This is a genomic window from Bacteroides luti (assembly GCF_900128905.1).
GTDB lineage: Bacteria > Bacteroidota > Bacteroidia > Bacteroidales > Bacteroidaceae > Bacteroides > Bacteroides luti.
Genome location: NZ_FQTV01000012.1, coordinates 1 through 15072 on the forward strand (window position 1 = coordinate 1; position 15072 = coordinate 15072).

Annotated in this window: 15 protein-coding genes; 8 read left to right on the plus strand and 7 right to left on the minus strand. The window is 38.3% G+C overall.

Annotated elements, in window-relative coordinates:
* From BUC21_RS11485 to BUC21_RS11515, 7 genes are all read left to right on the plus strand, one after another.
* A partial coding sequence (locus BUC21_RS11485) for a GH92 family glycosyl hydrolase (RefSeq protein WP_073402535.1) occupies positions 1 to 1842 on the plus strand: 1842 nt, incomplete at its 5' end.
* Between the two features lie 17 nt (positions 1843 to 1859).
* Positions 1860 to 5018, plus strand: coding sequence for an alpha-mannosidase (locus BUC21_RS11490; protein WP_073402538.1), 3159 nt, complete (start codon positions 1860 to 1862; stop codon positions 5016 to 5018).
* Positions 5019 to 5341: 323 nt separating this feature from the next.
* Positions 5342 to 5905 carry a hypothetical protein gene (locus tag BUC21_RS11495; RefSeq protein ID WP_073402540.1) on the plus strand — a complete coding sequence of 188 codons (564 nt, stop codon included), beginning with the start codon at positions 5342 to 5344 and terminating at the stop codon, positions 5903 to 5905.
* A 222-nt stretch (positions 5906 to 6127) separates the two neighbouring features.
* Complete coding sequence (locus BUC21_RS11500) at positions 6128 to 6340, plus strand: DUF2442 domain-containing protein (RefSeq protein WP_073402713.1); 213 nt, start codon at positions 6128 to 6130, stop codon at positions 6338 to 6340.
* Between the two features lie 249 nt (positions 6341 to 6589).
* Complete coding sequence (locus BUC21_RS11505) at positions 6590 to 8011, plus strand: hypothetical protein (RefSeq protein ID WP_073402542.1); 1422 nt, start codon at positions 6590 to 6592, stop codon at positions 8009 to 8011.
* A gap of 200 nt (positions 8012 to 8211) precedes the next feature.
* A complete protein-coding gene (locus tag BUC21_RS11510) occupies positions 8212 to 9156 on the plus strand; it encodes an AlbA family DNA-binding domain-containing protein (protein WP_073402544.1) in 945 nt (314 codons plus the stop codon).
* An 11-nt stretch (positions 9157 to 9167) separates the two neighbouring features.
* Positions 9168 to 9500 carry a hypothetical protein gene (locus BUC21_RS11515; protein ID WP_139261420.1) on the plus strand — a complete coding sequence of 111 codons (333 nt, stop codon included), beginning with the start codon at positions 9168 to 9170 and terminating at the stop codon, positions 9498 to 9500.
* A 98-nt stretch (positions 9501 to 9598) separates the two neighbouring features.
* Here BUC21_RS11515 and BUC21_RS11520 read toward each other — a convergent pair whose 3' ends face one another.
* The 4 genes from BUC21_RS11520 to BUC21_RS11535 all read right to left on the minus strand — a co-directional run bounded on the left by BUC21_RS11520 (position 9599) and on the right by BUC21_RS11535 (position 11478).
* The gene (locus BUC21_RS11520; RefSeq protein WP_073402548.1) at positions 9599 to 10045 is read right to left on the minus strand and encodes an N-acetylmuramoyl-L-alanine amidase; all 447 of its coding nucleotides are present in this window, start codon (positions 10043 to 10045) and stop codon (positions 9599 to 9601) included.
* Positions 10046 to 10062: 17 nt separating this feature from the next.
* Positions 10063 to 10326 (minus strand): hypothetical protein, encoded by a 264-nt coding sequence (locus BUC21_RS11525; protein WP_073402550.1) that lies wholly within the window; start codon positions 10324 to 10326, stop codon positions 10063 to 10065.
* 147 nt (positions 10327 to 10473) lie between these two features.
* Positions 10474 to 10743, minus strand: a complete 270-nt coding sequence (locus BUC21_RS11530) for a hypothetical protein (RefSeq protein ID WP_083547531.1) — start codon at positions 10741 to 10743, stop codon at positions 10474 to 10476.
* A gap of 309 nt (positions 10744 to 11052) precedes the next feature.
* On the minus strand, positions 11053 to 11478 hold the full coding sequence (locus tag BUC21_RS11535; protein ID WP_073402552.1) for an HU family DNA-binding protein: 426 nt from the start codon (positions 11476 to 11478) through the stop codon (positions 11053 to 11055).
* Positions 11479 to 11697: 219 nt separating this feature from the next.
* On the opposite strand from BUC21_RS11535, the gene BUC21_RS11540 reads away from it, so the two are divergent.
* A complete protein-coding gene (locus BUC21_RS11540) occupies positions 11698 to 11928 on the plus strand; it encodes a DUF4248 domain-containing protein (RefSeq protein WP_073402714.1) in 231 nt (76 codons plus the stop codon).
* A 286-nt stretch (positions 11929 to 12214) separates the two neighbouring features.
* Here BUC21_RS11540 and dnaB read toward each other — a convergent pair whose 3' ends face one another.
* The 3 genes from dnaB to BUC21_RS11555 all read right to left on the minus strand — a co-directional run bounded on the left by dnaB (position 12215) and on the right by BUC21_RS11555 (position 14985).
* The gene (gene dnaB, locus BUC21_RS11545) at positions 12215 to 13606 is read right to left on the minus strand and encodes a replicative DNA helicase (RefSeq protein WP_245797095.1); all 1392 of its coding nucleotides are present in this window, start codon (positions 13604 to 13606) and stop codon (positions 12215 to 12217) included.
* An 8-nt stretch (positions 13607 to 13614) separates the two neighbouring features.
* Positions 13615 to 14418 carry a hypothetical protein gene (locus tag BUC21_RS11550; RefSeq protein WP_073402554.1) on the minus strand — a complete coding sequence of 268 codons (804 nt, stop codon included), beginning with the start codon at positions 14416 to 14418 and terminating at the stop codon, positions 13615 to 13617.
* 267 nt (positions 14419 to 14685) lie between these two features.
* Positions 14686 to 14985 (minus strand): DUF4248 domain-containing protein, encoded by a 300-nt coding sequence (locus BUC21_RS11555; RefSeq protein WP_073402556.1) that lies wholly within the window; start codon positions 14983 to 14985, stop codon positions 14686 to 14688.
* Positions 14986 to 15072: the final 87 nt, after the last annotated feature.

Here is a 15072-nt window from a genome sequence, read left to right on the forward strand (position 1 = left end):
CGCGCAGCAATGTTCCGTTTCACCTTTCCTCAGAACGACAGTTCTTTTGTGGTGATCGATGCTTTCGATAAAGGCTCGTACATCCGGATTATCCCCGGAGAGAATAAGATTATCGGTTATACAACCAAGAACAGTGGGGGAGTGCCCGATAACTTTAAGAACTACTTTGTCATTACGTTCGATAAACCGTTTACTTACAAATACACTTTTGCCGATGGTGCTTTAAAAACAGCCCAGGAGCAAACTGCCGACCATGTAGGAGCTGTCATCGGATTTAAAACCACCAAAGGTGAACTTGTTCACGCCAAAGTAGCCTCTTCCTTTATCAGCTTCGAGCAAGCTTCGCTTAATTTAAAGGAACTGGGTAATGACAACTTTGATCAGGTTGCTGCCAAAGGCAAAGCCGCATGGAATAAAGTGCTGAGCAAAATAGAAGTAGAAGGTGGCTCACTCGACCAATACCGCACGTTCTATTCCTGCATGTACCGCTCTTTGCTTTTCCCTCGTAAGTTTTATGAGCTGGATGCAACCGGAAAAATAGTACATTACAGTCCGTTTAATGGTCAGGTGCTTCCCGGATATCTGTATACTGATTCCGGTTTCTGGGATACTTTCCGTTGCCTGTTCCCATTCCTTAATTTAATGTATCCATCAACAAATAAGGAAATTCAGGAAGGACTTATCAATGTGTACAAAGAAAGCGGATTCTTCCCCGAATGGGCCAGCCCCGGTCATCGTGGATGTATGGTGGGAAACAACTCAGCTTCCATCTTGGTAGACGCTTATATGAAAGGCGTTAAGGTAGCCGATCTTGAAACCCTGTACAAAGGACTTATTCATGGAACAGAGAATGTTCATCCAACAGTATCTTCAACCGGTCGTTTGGGATATGAGTATTACAACAAACTGGGCTATGTTCCTTACGATGTAAAGATCAAAGAGAATGCAGCACGTACGCTGGAGTATGCTTATGACGACTGGTGTATCTATAAACTTGCCAAAGAACTGAAACGTCCAAAGAAGGAAATAGACTTGTTTGCCAAACGTGCCATGAATTATAAAAACCTTTTCGACAAAGAAACCAAACTGATGCGCGGCAAGAATGCCGATGGTAAGTTTATGGCTCCTTTCTCTCCGCTGAAGTGGGGAGATGCTTTCACCGAAGGAAACAGCTGGCATTACACCTGGTCGGTATTCCATGACCCACAAGGCCTGATAGACCTGATGGGTGGTAAGGATGTCTTTGTGAATATGCTCGATTCTGTGTTTGCTGTACCACCAGTGTTCGATGCAAGCTACTACGGTCAGGTAATTCATGAAATCCGTGAAATGCAGATTATGAATATGGGTAATTACGCTCACGGTAATCAACCCATTCAGCACATGATCTACATGTACAGCTATGCCGGTCAGCCATGGAAAGCACAATACTGGTTGCGCGAAGTGATGAACCGCATGTACACCTGCAATTCGGATGGCTATTGTGGTGACGAGGACAACGGACAAACCTCTGCCTGGTATGTCTTCTCTTCTTTGGGATTCTATCCTGTATGCCCCGGAACAGACGAGTATGTATTAGGTGCACCGTTATTCAAGAAAGCAACCGTTAAGTTTGATAATGGAAACAAGCTTGTTATCAATGCTCCGGAAAACAGTGATAAGAACCGTTATATCGAAACAATGACGCTCAATGGTAAAACCTATACAAAGAATTACCTGAAGCATGCCGATTTACAAAACGGAGGAGAGATCAATATCCGTATGAGTGAAACACCCAATAAGCAACGCGGTACTCAGAAGGAAGATTTTCCTTATTCGTTTTCAGTTAATGAAAAGAAATAACCAATTTAATTAATTATATGAAAAAACTATTATTAACCGCATTTGTAGCCATGAGTCTGGGATCTGTCCATGCTCAGCAGGAATACAAAGCTTACGTTGTATCGAATGCCCATTTCGATTCCCAATGGAACTGGACAGTGCAAACATCTATCAACGAGTATGTTTATAACACATTGGTTCAGAACCTTTGGCTGCTCGACAATTATCCCGATTATGTGTTTAACTTCGAAGGTGGAGTTAAATATCAGTGGATGAAGGAATACTATCCGCTTGAGTATGAAAAAATAAAGAAATCCATTGCTCAGGGCAGGTGGAATATTGCAGGAAGTAGCTGGGATGCTACCGATCCTAACATGCCTTCACCCGAATCGTTTTTCCGTAATATTCTGTTAGGACAGGACTTTTATAAAAATGAATTTGGTGTAAAATCAAAAGATATATTCCTGCCGGACTGTTTCGGATTCGGATATGCCCTTCCTACAATTGCTGCTCATGCCGGATTAATAGGATTCTCTACACAGAAACTGCAATGGAGACATAAACCATTTCATGGAGATGCTAAATACCCTTTCAATTTCGGTTTGTGGCAGGGAGTAGACGGATCGCGCATCATGGCTGCACTCAATGCAATGAATTACACTTCAAGATGGCAGAATGAAGACATCAGCAACAACAAAGAGCTTATTGATTTAGCCAAGAGTAGTGTGAACAATACAGCATACAGATATTACGGAACCGGCGATATGGGAGGTTCACCAACCATCTCTTCAGTAGCTTCACTGGAAAAAGGAATGAAAAGCAATGGTCCTGTAAAGATCATTAGCTCACGTTCTTACCAGTTGTTCGAAGATTACCTTCCTTTCGATAAGCATCCTGAACTGCCTGTCTATAAAGGAGAATTGCTAATGGATGTTCATGGTACGGGATGCTACACATCACAAGCTGCAATGAAACGTTTTAACCGCCGTAATGAGCAGTTGGGCGATGCAGCAGAGAGATCATCTGTTATGGCAGACTTTCTGGGTGGTGTTGCATATCCTGCAGCTACGCTCGACGAATCGTGGAAACGATTTATCTGGCATCAGTTCCATGACGATTTAACAGGAACAAGTATCCCTAAAGCATATACTTTTTCATGGAATGACGAGCTAATTGCTCAAAGTCGTTTTGCTGATATAATTAAAACCGCTACAGGATCTGTTTCACAAGCGCTCGACACAAAAGTTAAAGGTACAGCGGTAGTGGTGTATAATTCCTTATCGTCAGCACATAAAGATGTTGTTACGGCAAATATTCCGGTAGCAAGTAAGCCATCCGGTGTAAGAGTGTTCAACAATAAAGGTAAGGAAATGCCGGCTCAGCTGGTATCTTATGCCAACGGTGTAGCTGCCATTACATTTGCTGCAGATGCTGCTCCGGTAAGCTATTCTGTTTACGATGTTCGCTTCGGTAAAGCAAATGCAGGTAAAAGCAGTCTGAAGGTTACAGCAAATATACTTGAGAATAGCGTATATAAAATTACGCTGAATGCCGATGGAGATATCTCCTCTATTGTAGACAAACGAGTTAACCGCGAATTGATTAAAAATGGAGCAGCCATTCGTCTGGCCTTTTTCCCTTCAAATGAATCGTTCGAATGGCCGGCATGGGAAGTAATGAAGAAAGCAGTCGATGGAACACCTGTTTCAGTGAACGAAAATGTACGTATTTCAGTAGAAGAAAACGGTCCGCTTTGTGCCACATTAAAGGTAGAAAGAAAGCATGCCAATTCTACTTTCGTGCAACACATCCGTTTAACTGAAGGAGCTGCTGACGATCGTATCGATATCATAAACGATGTTGACTGGGCATCACAGAATGCACTGCTCAAAGCTGAATTCCCACTCAACCTTTCCAACTCAAAAGCTACGTACGATTTAGGACTAGGCTCTGTTGAAAGAGGTAACAATACCGATACTGCTTATGAAGTATGTGCACAGCAATGGGCCGATTTAACCGACAAGGACGGAAGCTACGGCGTTTCTATTCTGAATAACTGCAAGTATGGCTGGGATAAACCAAATGACAACACCTTGCGTCTTACTTTGCTGCATACACCTAAAACAGACAAGTCATATACTTATCAGGATAAGCAGGACTTAGGTCATCATGTATTTACATATTCCATAGTAGGCCACGTGGCATCTGCCGATCAGAAAGAGAAAACTGCATGGAAAGCCGATGCATTGAATAATCCAATGATTTCGTTCATCTCACCTAAGCATGCCGGTAAACTGGGTTCAGAGTTCTCGTTCGTAAAAACAAGTACCCCTCAGGTTGCTGTAAAAGCGTTGAAAAGATCAGAAGATGGCCAGTCGTATGTTGTTCGTTTATACGAGTTAAACGGTCAGGCAGCCAATAATGTGGAGATTGAATTCCCAACAGCTATCGAGTCGGCTCAGGAACTGAATGGTATTGAAGAAGCCATTGGCGAAGCAACCATAAAAGGAAACAAACTCATATTCAGCACCACAGCCTACAAACCTAAAACATTCGGTGTAAAACTGAAAAAAGGAGCTATCGAATTACCTCAGTCGCTCAATATCCCTGTTGCGCTTGATTACAATGACCAAGCCTTTACGCCCGATGCATTCCGTAATACAGGACGATTTGACAAGGAAGGAAATTCATATTCGGCAGACCTTATCGGTAAATCAGTAGTAAGTGATGGAATAACCTTCAATATTGCAGCTGTTGATGTAAACAACGTAGTTAAGTGCAAAAAGAACATTGTCCGTTTGCCGGAGAATAATCAGTGCACCAAGCTCTATATACTTGCATCATCTGTTGATAAAGACCGTAAAGCAACCTTCAATGTAGATGGAAAACAGTACACCTTCCAGGTGCCATACTATTCAGGATTCTTCGGACAATGGGGACAAACAGGTTTCAGCGAAGGATATGTAAAAGATGCTACCCTGGCTTATGTAGGTTCTCACCGTCATACCCGCAAAGGAAACGAAGCTTATACATTTACCTATATGTTTAAGTTCTGCATTTCCTTACCACAAGGAGCCAAAGAACTGGAACTTCCTGATGATGAAAACATAGCAGTATTTGCTGCAACTCTGTCCAATAACAGTAATGATGATGTTAAGCCTGCATGCGAAATGAGAGCTTTACCTCTTCAAAAATAACAGAAACAGTATAACAGATACCAAGATATATAATGAAGAAAATATTAATAACTCTCGTCGGTCGCCAGAGAGGTTTCCAGGCACGTTCCGTTGTTGGCGGATACTACATGCTTCTGTTAAAAGATAAGATGCTAGGGAAATAAGCCCCCCTTATATTTTTAGGTTAGGTACGTAGATCAGTATGCCTTTTTCGTATTCCGGAGTTCATTGTAATCCTGAGATACGAAAACAGGCATACTTTTTTTTGTTTTTTCGCTTCTTTATAAACTAACTTTCATTAAGTATTGTTTTAAATAAGTAATAAAGAAACTTATTGATATACAATGAAAAAGAATTTATCATTTTTTCTTTTAATCGTTTTCGGCCTTTTGATTCTTATCTATTCAAAAGGCTGTAGCAATACTGCTACCATCCCCTTAAAAAGAAATGCGAAACTGGAAGATTCAATAAGAACTTATAATTACGACACAATAAAATTTGCCCGTTCCAGTTCCAAAAACTCAATTCCCATTGTAAAACTGTATTTAGGATTTTACGGCAAAAAATATTTCATTATAGACACAGGTGCCACGGTTTCAATTATCGATTCGGGATGGATTAACGATCATGAGGACCTGATAGAGTATATCCGCAAAACCGATTTTATGAGATTGCAATCCTTCTCGGAAAAAACCAGCAGTAATATATCCTACATCATGGGGCTCCCTATAAATGGGGTTTTACACGAGTTTGTTATGCTCGATATTCAGTCCTTAAGAGAAAACTGCCGACTTTCCGGTTATGACATCATAGGAATTCTCGGGTCCGACTTCCTGTCTAAAAACAAGTATATAATAGACTATAACAAAAGATGCCTTTACCGGTCTACTACTTCGGTAAAGAACTAACAGAGCCTTCTGTTTTTACAAGTTTAACAGCCATTTCCATATAGGGAGGACTTCTATTTTGTTTTATGGACAGAATAAAAACAGCTTGTTATTGTTTTATGAACAAAACAATAATGGAGGACTATTTTATGAAAATAAAACATATTCTGTTTGTATAATATACAACTGTTTCGTATAATTGTAAAAATAGAATCACAGATCTATACTGAAAATATAAAGCTTATGAAAATAGATGTTGTAAAAGCGTGGGTTGATGATGAAAAAGTCTATATCCAAACAAAACAAGGGCAGGTAAGAAGCTTAGATATTGCTTCTTTTCGTTTGTTGAAGAAAGCCACTCCCGCACAAAGACAGATGTTTGAAGTTGGCAAATATGGCCTTCACTGGCCAGAACTTGACGAAGATCTATCTTTTGAAGGATTTTTTAGTAATTAAAAAATGCACTAGATGTTATAGCCAATGAAATAGAAGATGCCGCATTAAAACTTTCATGTTAAATATCTGAATAATGTACATTATATTAGCAGAGCTTCTCTTCAAGATAAGAAGAGAAGCTCTGCTGGTTTTTATATTGACTAATGTTGTTTATTCTGATTCCAAATCATTTTTTGAATAAAAAGCTAGAAAATTTGTAACATATTTTTATATATATTTATAAGTTTGTAGCCAATCAATTGAAATAAGATGGAATCATATAAAATAAAATTAGTTTCTTTAAATGAGAAGCGTGAAAAGCACTTTGAAAAGCCCTCAAATGAATTTGACAGACTTGATTGGAATAGTGAAATAAGTGATTGTCACAACATATCTCGTGAAATTGTAGATCTTGCTATAAATTACAAAGATAATAAGAGTATGTTTGACGATTGTCATTTGTTCTTTTCTAAGTTTAAGAGCTGGTATTATGACTATTTTATGTATAATCAAAAAAATGGCTATATAAAGGAACAAGGGCTTAGTAATAACTCTCTATGGAAAGGAACTATAGAAATAGATGATAATTGTAATATAACCGGTTTTGATTCGAGGTTATATTCTTTGAAGATGATTTATGCTGAATTTAGTATTTTAGAGGATGCGTTTCAGACAAAAGATACAAAAGAATTATTGCAAAATATTGATATTAATTATGCTTTACATTACTATGTTTTACAATTGGTAAAATATTCATTAGCACCACCAATTAAAAGGAACGATTTTTATAAAAAAAGTAATAATGCATACATTAAGTTAATCGAATTATTGTGCAACCTTCATAGTGCTGAATTAGATGCAAAGTACAAAGACTTAATAGAACCTTCATTATTCCCAGTATTAAATAAATATTGTTATTCAGAAGGAATGGGTGACTATGTTTTTGACCTTAATGTTTTAAAATATATAGGGATTTCTACATTTTGTGACATAGATAAATTAAAAAAAGAAATAGAATATCATAGGAAAAAAGATGAAATAGAAGAAGCAGTCAAGAACGAGAATAAAAAGGAGGATGAGAATGAATCACCAGATAAATCTTTAATGGAGACTGTGTCAAATAATGAATTGCCTAAAAATTCTCAAATAGCTGAACGAGCTGAGATTGATGATTTTTTAGAAGGACTGAAAGGTGAAATTTGGGAAGGGGATAGTGATGCTGATTCTGATTCTATTTGGAATATAATAGCAGATGCGATAAAAGAAAACTGTAAAAAAACAAAAAAACTTCCTATAAACACTCGTTTGATTCATTATTTTCTTACTAACCTATATGATTTAGATATAATTAATTCTTTAAAATATGATAAATATATTGGTACCTGTGGTTCTAATGGTCAAAATGGTTTACCGTATAGGATCTTTTTGTACTTTAATCTTTTAAATAGGAATTATTCTAATTTTAGTTCTCTAAATGATGAAAAAAGATTTCCAAATTATTCAGATATTCTTAATATGGGTATTGATGATTTGAGGAAACGTGAAGAGGAAAAAGAATATAAAAATTTAGATCAATATTTGACAGGTGGAAAATATGTAAAACCGACTAAAAGAACTAAAGAAATAGACTCTATTACAAGTCGATTAGGGGCATATATACGAGATGAAAATAAATCGAAAAATCGAAAATAATAAATCGAAAAATCGATCATATTTATCGAAAAAAAGCATTCTATTTTTGTAGCTGTGATTAAGAAACAATGAAGTTCTTAATCACAGCTTTTTTGTTTTCTTAGATTAAGGGCCCGGATCTATAAAGCAAGAAGTCTATAAATTATATTAATTTGATCTTTTTCGCATTTAAAAATGGAAGATCTTTAAACTCGAATAATATGGAACGTATTCAATTAGTTCTTAAAGAAAAAAATAACGGGAATCTAAAAGTTGATGTAGTAAAAGCAAATGGCAGAATCTTTGAATCAATCATTCCGTTGAGTAAATTATCAGGGTTTCGTTTTAATGAAAGGATAAGTGATGAAGATGGGTTACCTTCTGTGGGAATGGAACTTCCAGGGGTATTAAAAGAAGATGATACAACTGTATATCTGGATAGATCAAATACTTTGTTTTGGCAATACGATGGTACGAAAATATTATACTGTTTACGAAAAAATGATAAGCCAGATGATGTTTACTTTTATATTCAGCGGTTATTAGAATTGAATAGAATAGGGGGACTTACTCCTGAAACTACCGAAGAATTATTATCTCTTTGCAAGGACAATAAGTATGAAGAAATGAAGCATCGCTTGAATGAAGTATGTGGACTTTTCTCATACATTTTTGATGATGAAAGTTATGTTCTGGAAAGGAAAAGTTCATTGGCACATCCAGCTGGATATAATCTACAAGGTTTTAATAAAGAATTGCGTGATAAACAAATGGACGAGCTATTTCAAACAATAGTAGGAGCGGCAAACGCAAAGAATGATAAAGACTTTCATCTTGTGATTGGAATGACAGACGATGGAGATCTGACGGATAATGTTCTAAAAGATATAAACATATATTGGAATGGTAAGGAAAAACAGTTTATTGATGATTTTATAAATAGGATAGGACAAATGATTAATGCCGAGTTTGCTGCTAAAATAAGGCTCAATTTCATTACTATTAAAGAGCATCGAATATTAGATGTTGTAGTTCCGAAATGGGAAGGACAGATTCTCTATTTTAAAAACAAACCATTTCTCCGTGTGAACGCTTCTACCCGCATTTTAGAAGGAATAGAGTTCGAAAACTTTGTATTAAATTCAAATAATAGATTGTATAACTAAAAAAAATGATTATGAAATATGATTTAAGTCAGTTTCCCAAACGTTGGGATGAAGAATTAGAAGAATATCTTTATGAATTTGAAGGAGAATGGCTTCCAAAAGATGACGTTTTGAGGATATTAAATGATATGAATGCTGCTGTGACTATGGGAGATGTTGTTTATAGAATGCATGGTGATGCAGATGATATAAATACAGACTTTGATGATGAATACTATGAAGATGATGAAGATGATGACAGTGATGAAGAAGACGATTGTGAGTCTGCTGAAAACTATATCGATAACGATGAAGCCGAGGCAGTTCGCATAGCTAGAGAAATATTTAAGAAATATGGATATTAAGAACTTATATTTTATGGTATAGTATTGTGTTATTGTATAAAAGCAAGAGGGTGTATCACATATCATAATGTGATTCCACCCTCTCTGAAATATTCTTTTTATTTCCAAACTTCATCGGCTGTATTAAAATTGGGACATTCCTTCACCCTCTCCCAAGGATCAATAATACCGTTATAGTTTTTGTCCGGACTCAAATCCCGATGGCCTACAACCTTGCTGCCGGGAAACTCCTTGAGTAACTTGCTGACGAGGGCGTGCAGTGCAATCTGCTGAGAGAGTGTGCGGGTATCAGCCGGTTTGCCGTTGGAGTCCAGTCCGCCTTCGTAGCAGATGCCCAGAGATTTTGCATTGTATCCTCGAGCGTGTGCTCCAACTTCATCGTGGCTCCGCATTGGTTCCACTTTGCCGTTTTTACGAATGTAGTAGTGATAACCCCACGAACTGAACCCTCTTACTTTGTGTGCCGCGTTAATGTCTTGTGCCGTAATATCTCTATCAATTCTCGTTGCCGAGCAGTGAATTACAATTAAATTTATTTCTCTCATGTTGTTTTGCCGTAATTTTATTTAAAATGCCGTAATTTGTATTTCATTCCCGTAAATAATTTACCAATGCCGTAATCTTGTTTTTGGAATCCCATAAACAGGGCTTTCTGAATCCTCAAATGCCGTAATTTGTATTTCATTCCCGTAAATAATTTACCAATGCCGTAATCTTGTTTTTGGAATCCCATAAACAGGGCTTTCTGAATCCTCAAATGCCGTAATTTGTATTTCATTCCCGTAAATAATTTACCAATGCCGTAATCTTGTTTTTGGAATCCCATAAACGAGTCTTTCTAGAAACTTAAATGCCGTAATTTCTATTTCGTTCCCGTGAATAATTTCCCAAATGCCGTAATCTTGATTTGGGAACCCTATAAACAACGGCATTCAGATTCCCGAATGCCGTAATTTTGTTTTTAGTGCCGTAACTATTGCCTGTCCTTGCAGCTGGTTACCAAACATTGGCCTTTAAGAGCGGTGTTTAGTTGCGCGTTCAACGTAATCATCTCCTGATACATTTGCCTCACTTTCTCGGAAAGCTCGAAGTAATCCTTCTCAAAACGGGTTACCTGCTCCATCAGGTAGTCGAACTGACTCTTTACCAGTTCGGTGAAATCCTGCACCTGCTTAGCATCCTTCTTTTTCAGAAAAGGAAGTACCATTTGCAGAATGTTTATTATGCCATCTAAAATTTTCATTTTTCTTGTTTTTGTTGATTAATAAATGATTTGAGGTAGGAGAGGCTCTCTCTTGTACGAGAGAAACCTCTCCGGTTTGCTTGTTTGCTGTGCTTATTGTGCGTTACAAAAGCAGCTACAAGGTATACAACCTTTTTGCTTCACCTATTTACTGTGCTTATTTGCTTTGCAATGGATGGTAGCAAGATTCTATAGCCTCCCTGGTTTACCGATTTGCTGCTTTTTTATTTGCCCCGCTTTTAGGAAGAGTCCCGGAATTTACCGGATGTTCTTTATCAATGCGGACTTAACGAGCACCAGTGTACCTGACTATCCCACCTCGTTACCGCCGTTGGTAACCTTTACCGGAAGCTTGGCTACCTGCGTATATGCAAGCGTTTTTTGCATATTGGTGAGCAACTTACCGGGACGGAAACTGATTCTGGTTCCGCGAATCATGGAAGATGCAAACTCATCTTCGGTAGTGGCACCATTACTTCTCACCCCAATCTGGAAGCTACCGAAGTTACCCAGGCGAACAATTCTACCCTCGGCCAATGCCTTTTTCATCGATTCCAGAATTGCTTCCACTGATGCTGCCACATCGGCACGGGTTACGGTACATCGTCCGTTTACCTCTTCGCAAAGCGAATCAAAATCCATTTCACCATACGCCTGTGCGTGTGCGTAATACTTTCCCGGTTCCGAAATTTTAGACGGGTTCTTTCTCATAACTACTGAATACTTTACACTCATTTTCTTTACATTTTTAGTTGATTAATACTGTGGTAAAGAGCTCTTATCCTTTCTTGTTAACATTACAAAGATAGGGTATGGAGGGGGAGCGGAAACAGTAGAGCGTATTAGGTATAATTGGTGTGAATTGATTACAATTAGCAGGTGTTTTATTGCCTTAAAAACTTGTTTAAACGGGCAAAAATTGGTAAATTTACAGGAAGTAAAACAAGAAAGACTATGATAAAAACAGCAGAAGAATTTAAAATCCGGGCATATACCAAGGTGGAACTGGCTTGCCTTTACAATCCGTACATGACCATTCCCGGAGCCTTGCGCACACTTGCCCGGTGGATAGCCGGCAACAGTGGGCTAACAGCCGAGCTTTCCGCTTTGGATTACAATCATCGTAACAGGATTTATACGCCACGCCAGGTTAAGGCTATTGTAGATTATTTGGGTGAGCCTTAGAAATTTATCTCTTGGTGATATTGCTTTGTTTTATTTGTGTTTGCATTTATATACACAAGGTAAATAAAAAATGTATTATATATTATTGCAAGTGATATTCGGTGGTAATGGAGGGTTGATGTAAAAAAATAGAAGAGTGATAACACTCTTCTATTCATTACTGGTTAGGGATAATAGGGAATTTATAACACCTTTAATGGTATTTTGTTTCGTTTGTTATGCAAATATATCTATTTATTTTTTATTTGCAAAAAAATTACATCCTATTTTATAAATAATATTACAATTATTTTGCTTGTTTCATCAACCACTCCATAGGCGGTGTGTAATCGCCAATCTTCGTCATACTCTTGTTGTGTGAGAAATATACATTGCCCGTTTCCCCGTTACGATGCTTGGCGATGTTTAACACACCAAGTCCTTCGGTGGGATAGCCGCTGTCCTTGTCGGTAGGAATGTTGTAAAGAGCCGGACGATAGAGCATCACTACAATGTCGGCATCCTGTTCTATGGCACCACTCTCGCGTAGATCGCTCAGTTGTGGCTTTCCTCCGTAACGATTTTCTGCTTCGCGATTTAGCTGACTCAGCAAAATCACCGGACAATCCATCTCTTTGGCCAGCAGCTTTGCCTTTCGGGCAGCAGTGGCAACTTCCTGTTCTCGGTTTCGGTTCTCCTTAACGCTTCCTTTCATATCACTCAGCTGTAGGTAGTCAATGAAGATGATGTCGCACTTACCCCGGCTTTTTAGCATTCTAGATTGAGCGCGGATATAATCCATGCTCATAGACGGACTGTCGTCTACAATGATAGGTAGTTCTGCCAGTGATTCTGCTGTACTGAAAGCCTCGTTCCATTCCTTATCGTCCGTCATTCCCGTTCGCCATCGGTAAGGGCTTACATCGCTCTCCATCAGAATTAGTCGGTCACCCAGTCGTTCCCCTTGCATCTCGATGCTGAAAAACACCGCATTGATGCCCGTCTTTGCCGCTATTCGTGCAAGGAATAGTGAGAACATGGTTTTTCCTGTGGCCGGACGTGCAGCAATAACCACCAAATCGCCACGTTGCCATCCGCCGGTAATCTTGTTCAGGTCGGTAAGCCCCGTATCGGTACCCGTTACCCCGTTTGCCGAATTTTCTATACGTCCCTTCGCCTGGGTAAGCGTGTCGTTCATAAGTGTCTCCATGTTGCGCAGGTTGTCCGCCTTCACCGCATCTTTCTCTACCCGCGTTGCCAACTCTTGCATTTCGCAAACCACATCTGCAATATCCATCGACATGTCCTGAGCTGAGCCCAGTAGTTGAGTGAGTCCTTTTATTATTTCGCGGCGCAGATACAGTTCTTTCACAATGAGGCAGTGCTCCTTAAGGTGAACTGTGCTGACCACCTGACTGCATAATTTGGTGATGTAATACGGACCTTCTACTTTCTCGAGCTCATTGTTTCGGCGCAGCTCATCGGCAACAGTGATGAGGTCTATATCTCTACGTCCGTTGTACATGCGCATCAGGGCGGCGAAGATAATACGGTGATTATCATAATAAAACATATCTGCCCGAAGATGCTGAGCCACCTCGGGCATGGCTTTCTTTTCCAGTATTGCGCTACCTAAAACTACACTTTCGGCATCAAAATCAAATGGAGATGATATATTCTTGTTCATATCAGTTTTCATCGCTAAATTTATAATCGTTCGTTAAAGAAACATTTCGCTTTCAGGTAATTCACGGCTGTTTTGTAAAACTGCTTGTTGTTTATCCTGCGGCAATACGGTTCAATTTTGGTTATAGCCAGTTCCTTTTCCTCTTTTGTCAGCCTTTTCCATATAAGGATAGCCAGACCGATATCATTAGCTTCCAATCCGGTAGCCTGGTGAAACTTGTTCCAGAACAGATAGAACTTCTGATCCTTCCTGGCAATTATTTCTGCTTTGGATAGTTCAGGATTACCCGCTTCTTCCTCTACCTTCTTTTTGGTGGTTTTACGTTTGCCCGTAAGCTCGTCGTAGTTTATTACCTGCACAATTTTTACCCCATACTTAACCGGGATAATAGCAATAAGATTTTCCCTGACCATTTTCCTGAAGAAGCAACGCGTTTTCCCCACAGTCCAGTTGAATAATTTTGCCCACGAAGGATACGAAAGGAGTGATTGGCCACGTTTGCATATTAGTTTATCTCCATTTATTGCAACCTCTCTATCCGCAAAATTTACAGTAGCCAATACAGTAAGAAAAGCCTCCATGTATGACATGTTAGTGTCTCTGTTATTGAAATTATGCGTAAGCAACTTTTTAGGGATAAGCACATACCCACTTGTAAGAGCCTCGAAAGGTAGATGGTTATTTTTCATAAGTGTAATTTTGGTATTAAAATTTGTAATAGTTAAAACATTGTTGTTTGTTTTTCGTGGGGCAAAAGTAAGAGCCGATTCAATAGCCTCCAAATAGCTGATACCGTTTTGAGCGAAAAATGCACTTTTATGCATAAAATTCATATTTTGTCACTATTTTACTTTTTTTTATTGGTGAATAACAGCTTGTATATGTCTTGATTTAGCAAAAATAAATATGCCGATAAAAGTACCGATGGTCAAGGCTTGTAAGTGGCTGTTTTGTAGAGAGGTATAAAAGCAAATATGTTTCTTTGGTGCCGATTAAAGCGCACCAAAGAAACACATTAGAATTAGATTTATATTACATATAAATCCTGTGGTGTTTTGTTTTTTAGAGAAAAGAAAAAGGCATATATAGCATTAAAAATTCTTTCTGTCTACAGTTCTTTTGTTTCTGTAGCTATTAATCAGAAAATCATCCGGATATCCCCAATTATTGACTATCACTGTAATCTGTTTGGGTATAAAAATATCGTTATCAAATGAGAACCCTGCTTCCAGAAGTTCTGCATGCAGTTTTTTATCTTCTTTTATTGCAGTAATAAACATTTTTTTTGCCATGTTGGCACGTGAACAGTTTCGGAAATACATAGCAGCTATTTTGGTTATACGAACACATCCTTTGAGCTTATGCTCATAAGCACTATTTGTTATAGTCATTAAGTATTTGATTTTTATTATTAATAAATTGATATTTGTTTAAAAGTGTAAATCGATTTAACTTGTGCAAATGTAAGTATAATTATT

Excerpts from the sequence above, each read along its gene's own strand:
- BUC21_RS11490 (WP_073402538.1), top strand. The coding sequence starts at position 1,860 with ATGAAAAAACTATTATTAACCGCATTTGTAGCCATGAGTCTGGGATCT.
- BUC21_RS11495 (WP_073402540.1), top strand. The coding sequence starts at position 5,342 with ATGAAAAAGAATTTATCATTTTTTCTTTTAATCGTTTTCGGCCTTTTG.
- BUC21_RS11500 (WP_073402713.1), top strand. The coding sequence starts at position 6,128 with ATGAAAATAGATGTTGTAAAAGCGTGGGTTGATGATGAAAAAGTCTAT.
- BUC21_RS11505 (WP_073402542.1), top strand. The coding sequence starts at position 6,590 with ATGGAATCATATAAAATAAAATTAGTTTCTTTAAATGAGAAGCGTGAA.
- BUC21_RS11510 (WP_073402544.1), top strand. The coding sequence starts at position 8,212 with ATGGAACGTATTCAATTAGTTCTTAAAGAAAAAAATAACGGGAATCTA.
- BUC21_RS11515 (WP_139261420.1), top strand. The coding sequence starts at position 9,168 with ATGAAATATGATTTAAGTCAGTTTCCCAAACGTTGGGATGAAGAATTA.
- BUC21_RS11520 (WP_073402548.1), bottom strand. The coding sequence starts at position 10,045 with ATGAGAGAAATAAATTTAATTGTAATTCACTGCTCGGCAACGAGAATT.
- BUC21_RS11525 (WP_073402550.1), bottom strand. The coding sequence starts at position 10,326 with ATGGGATTCCAAAAACAAGATTACGGCATTGGTAAATTATTTACGGGA.
- BUC21_RS11530 (WP_083547531.1), bottom strand. The coding sequence starts at position 10,743 with ATGAAAATTTTAGATGGCATAATAAACATTCTGCAAATGGTACTTCCT.
- BUC21_RS11535 (WP_073402552.1), bottom strand. The coding sequence starts at position 11,478 with ATGAGTGTAAAGTATTCAGTAGTTATGAGAAAGAACCCGTCTAAAATT.
- BUC21_RS11540 (WP_073402714.1), top strand. The coding sequence starts at position 11,698 with ATGATAAAAACAGCAGAAGAATTTAAAATCCGGGCATATACCAAGGTG.
- dnaB (WP_245797095.1), bottom strand. The coding sequence starts at position 13,606 with ATGAAAACTGATATGAACAAGAATATATCATCTCCATTTGATTTTGAT.
- BUC21_RS11550 (WP_073402554.1), bottom strand. The coding sequence starts at position 14,418 with ATGCATAAAAGTGCATTTTTCGCTCAAAACGGTATCAGCTATTTGGAG.
- BUC21_RS11555 (WP_073402556.1), bottom strand. The coding sequence starts at position 14,985 with ATGACTATAACAAATAGTGCTTATGAGCATAAGCTCAAAGGATGTGTT.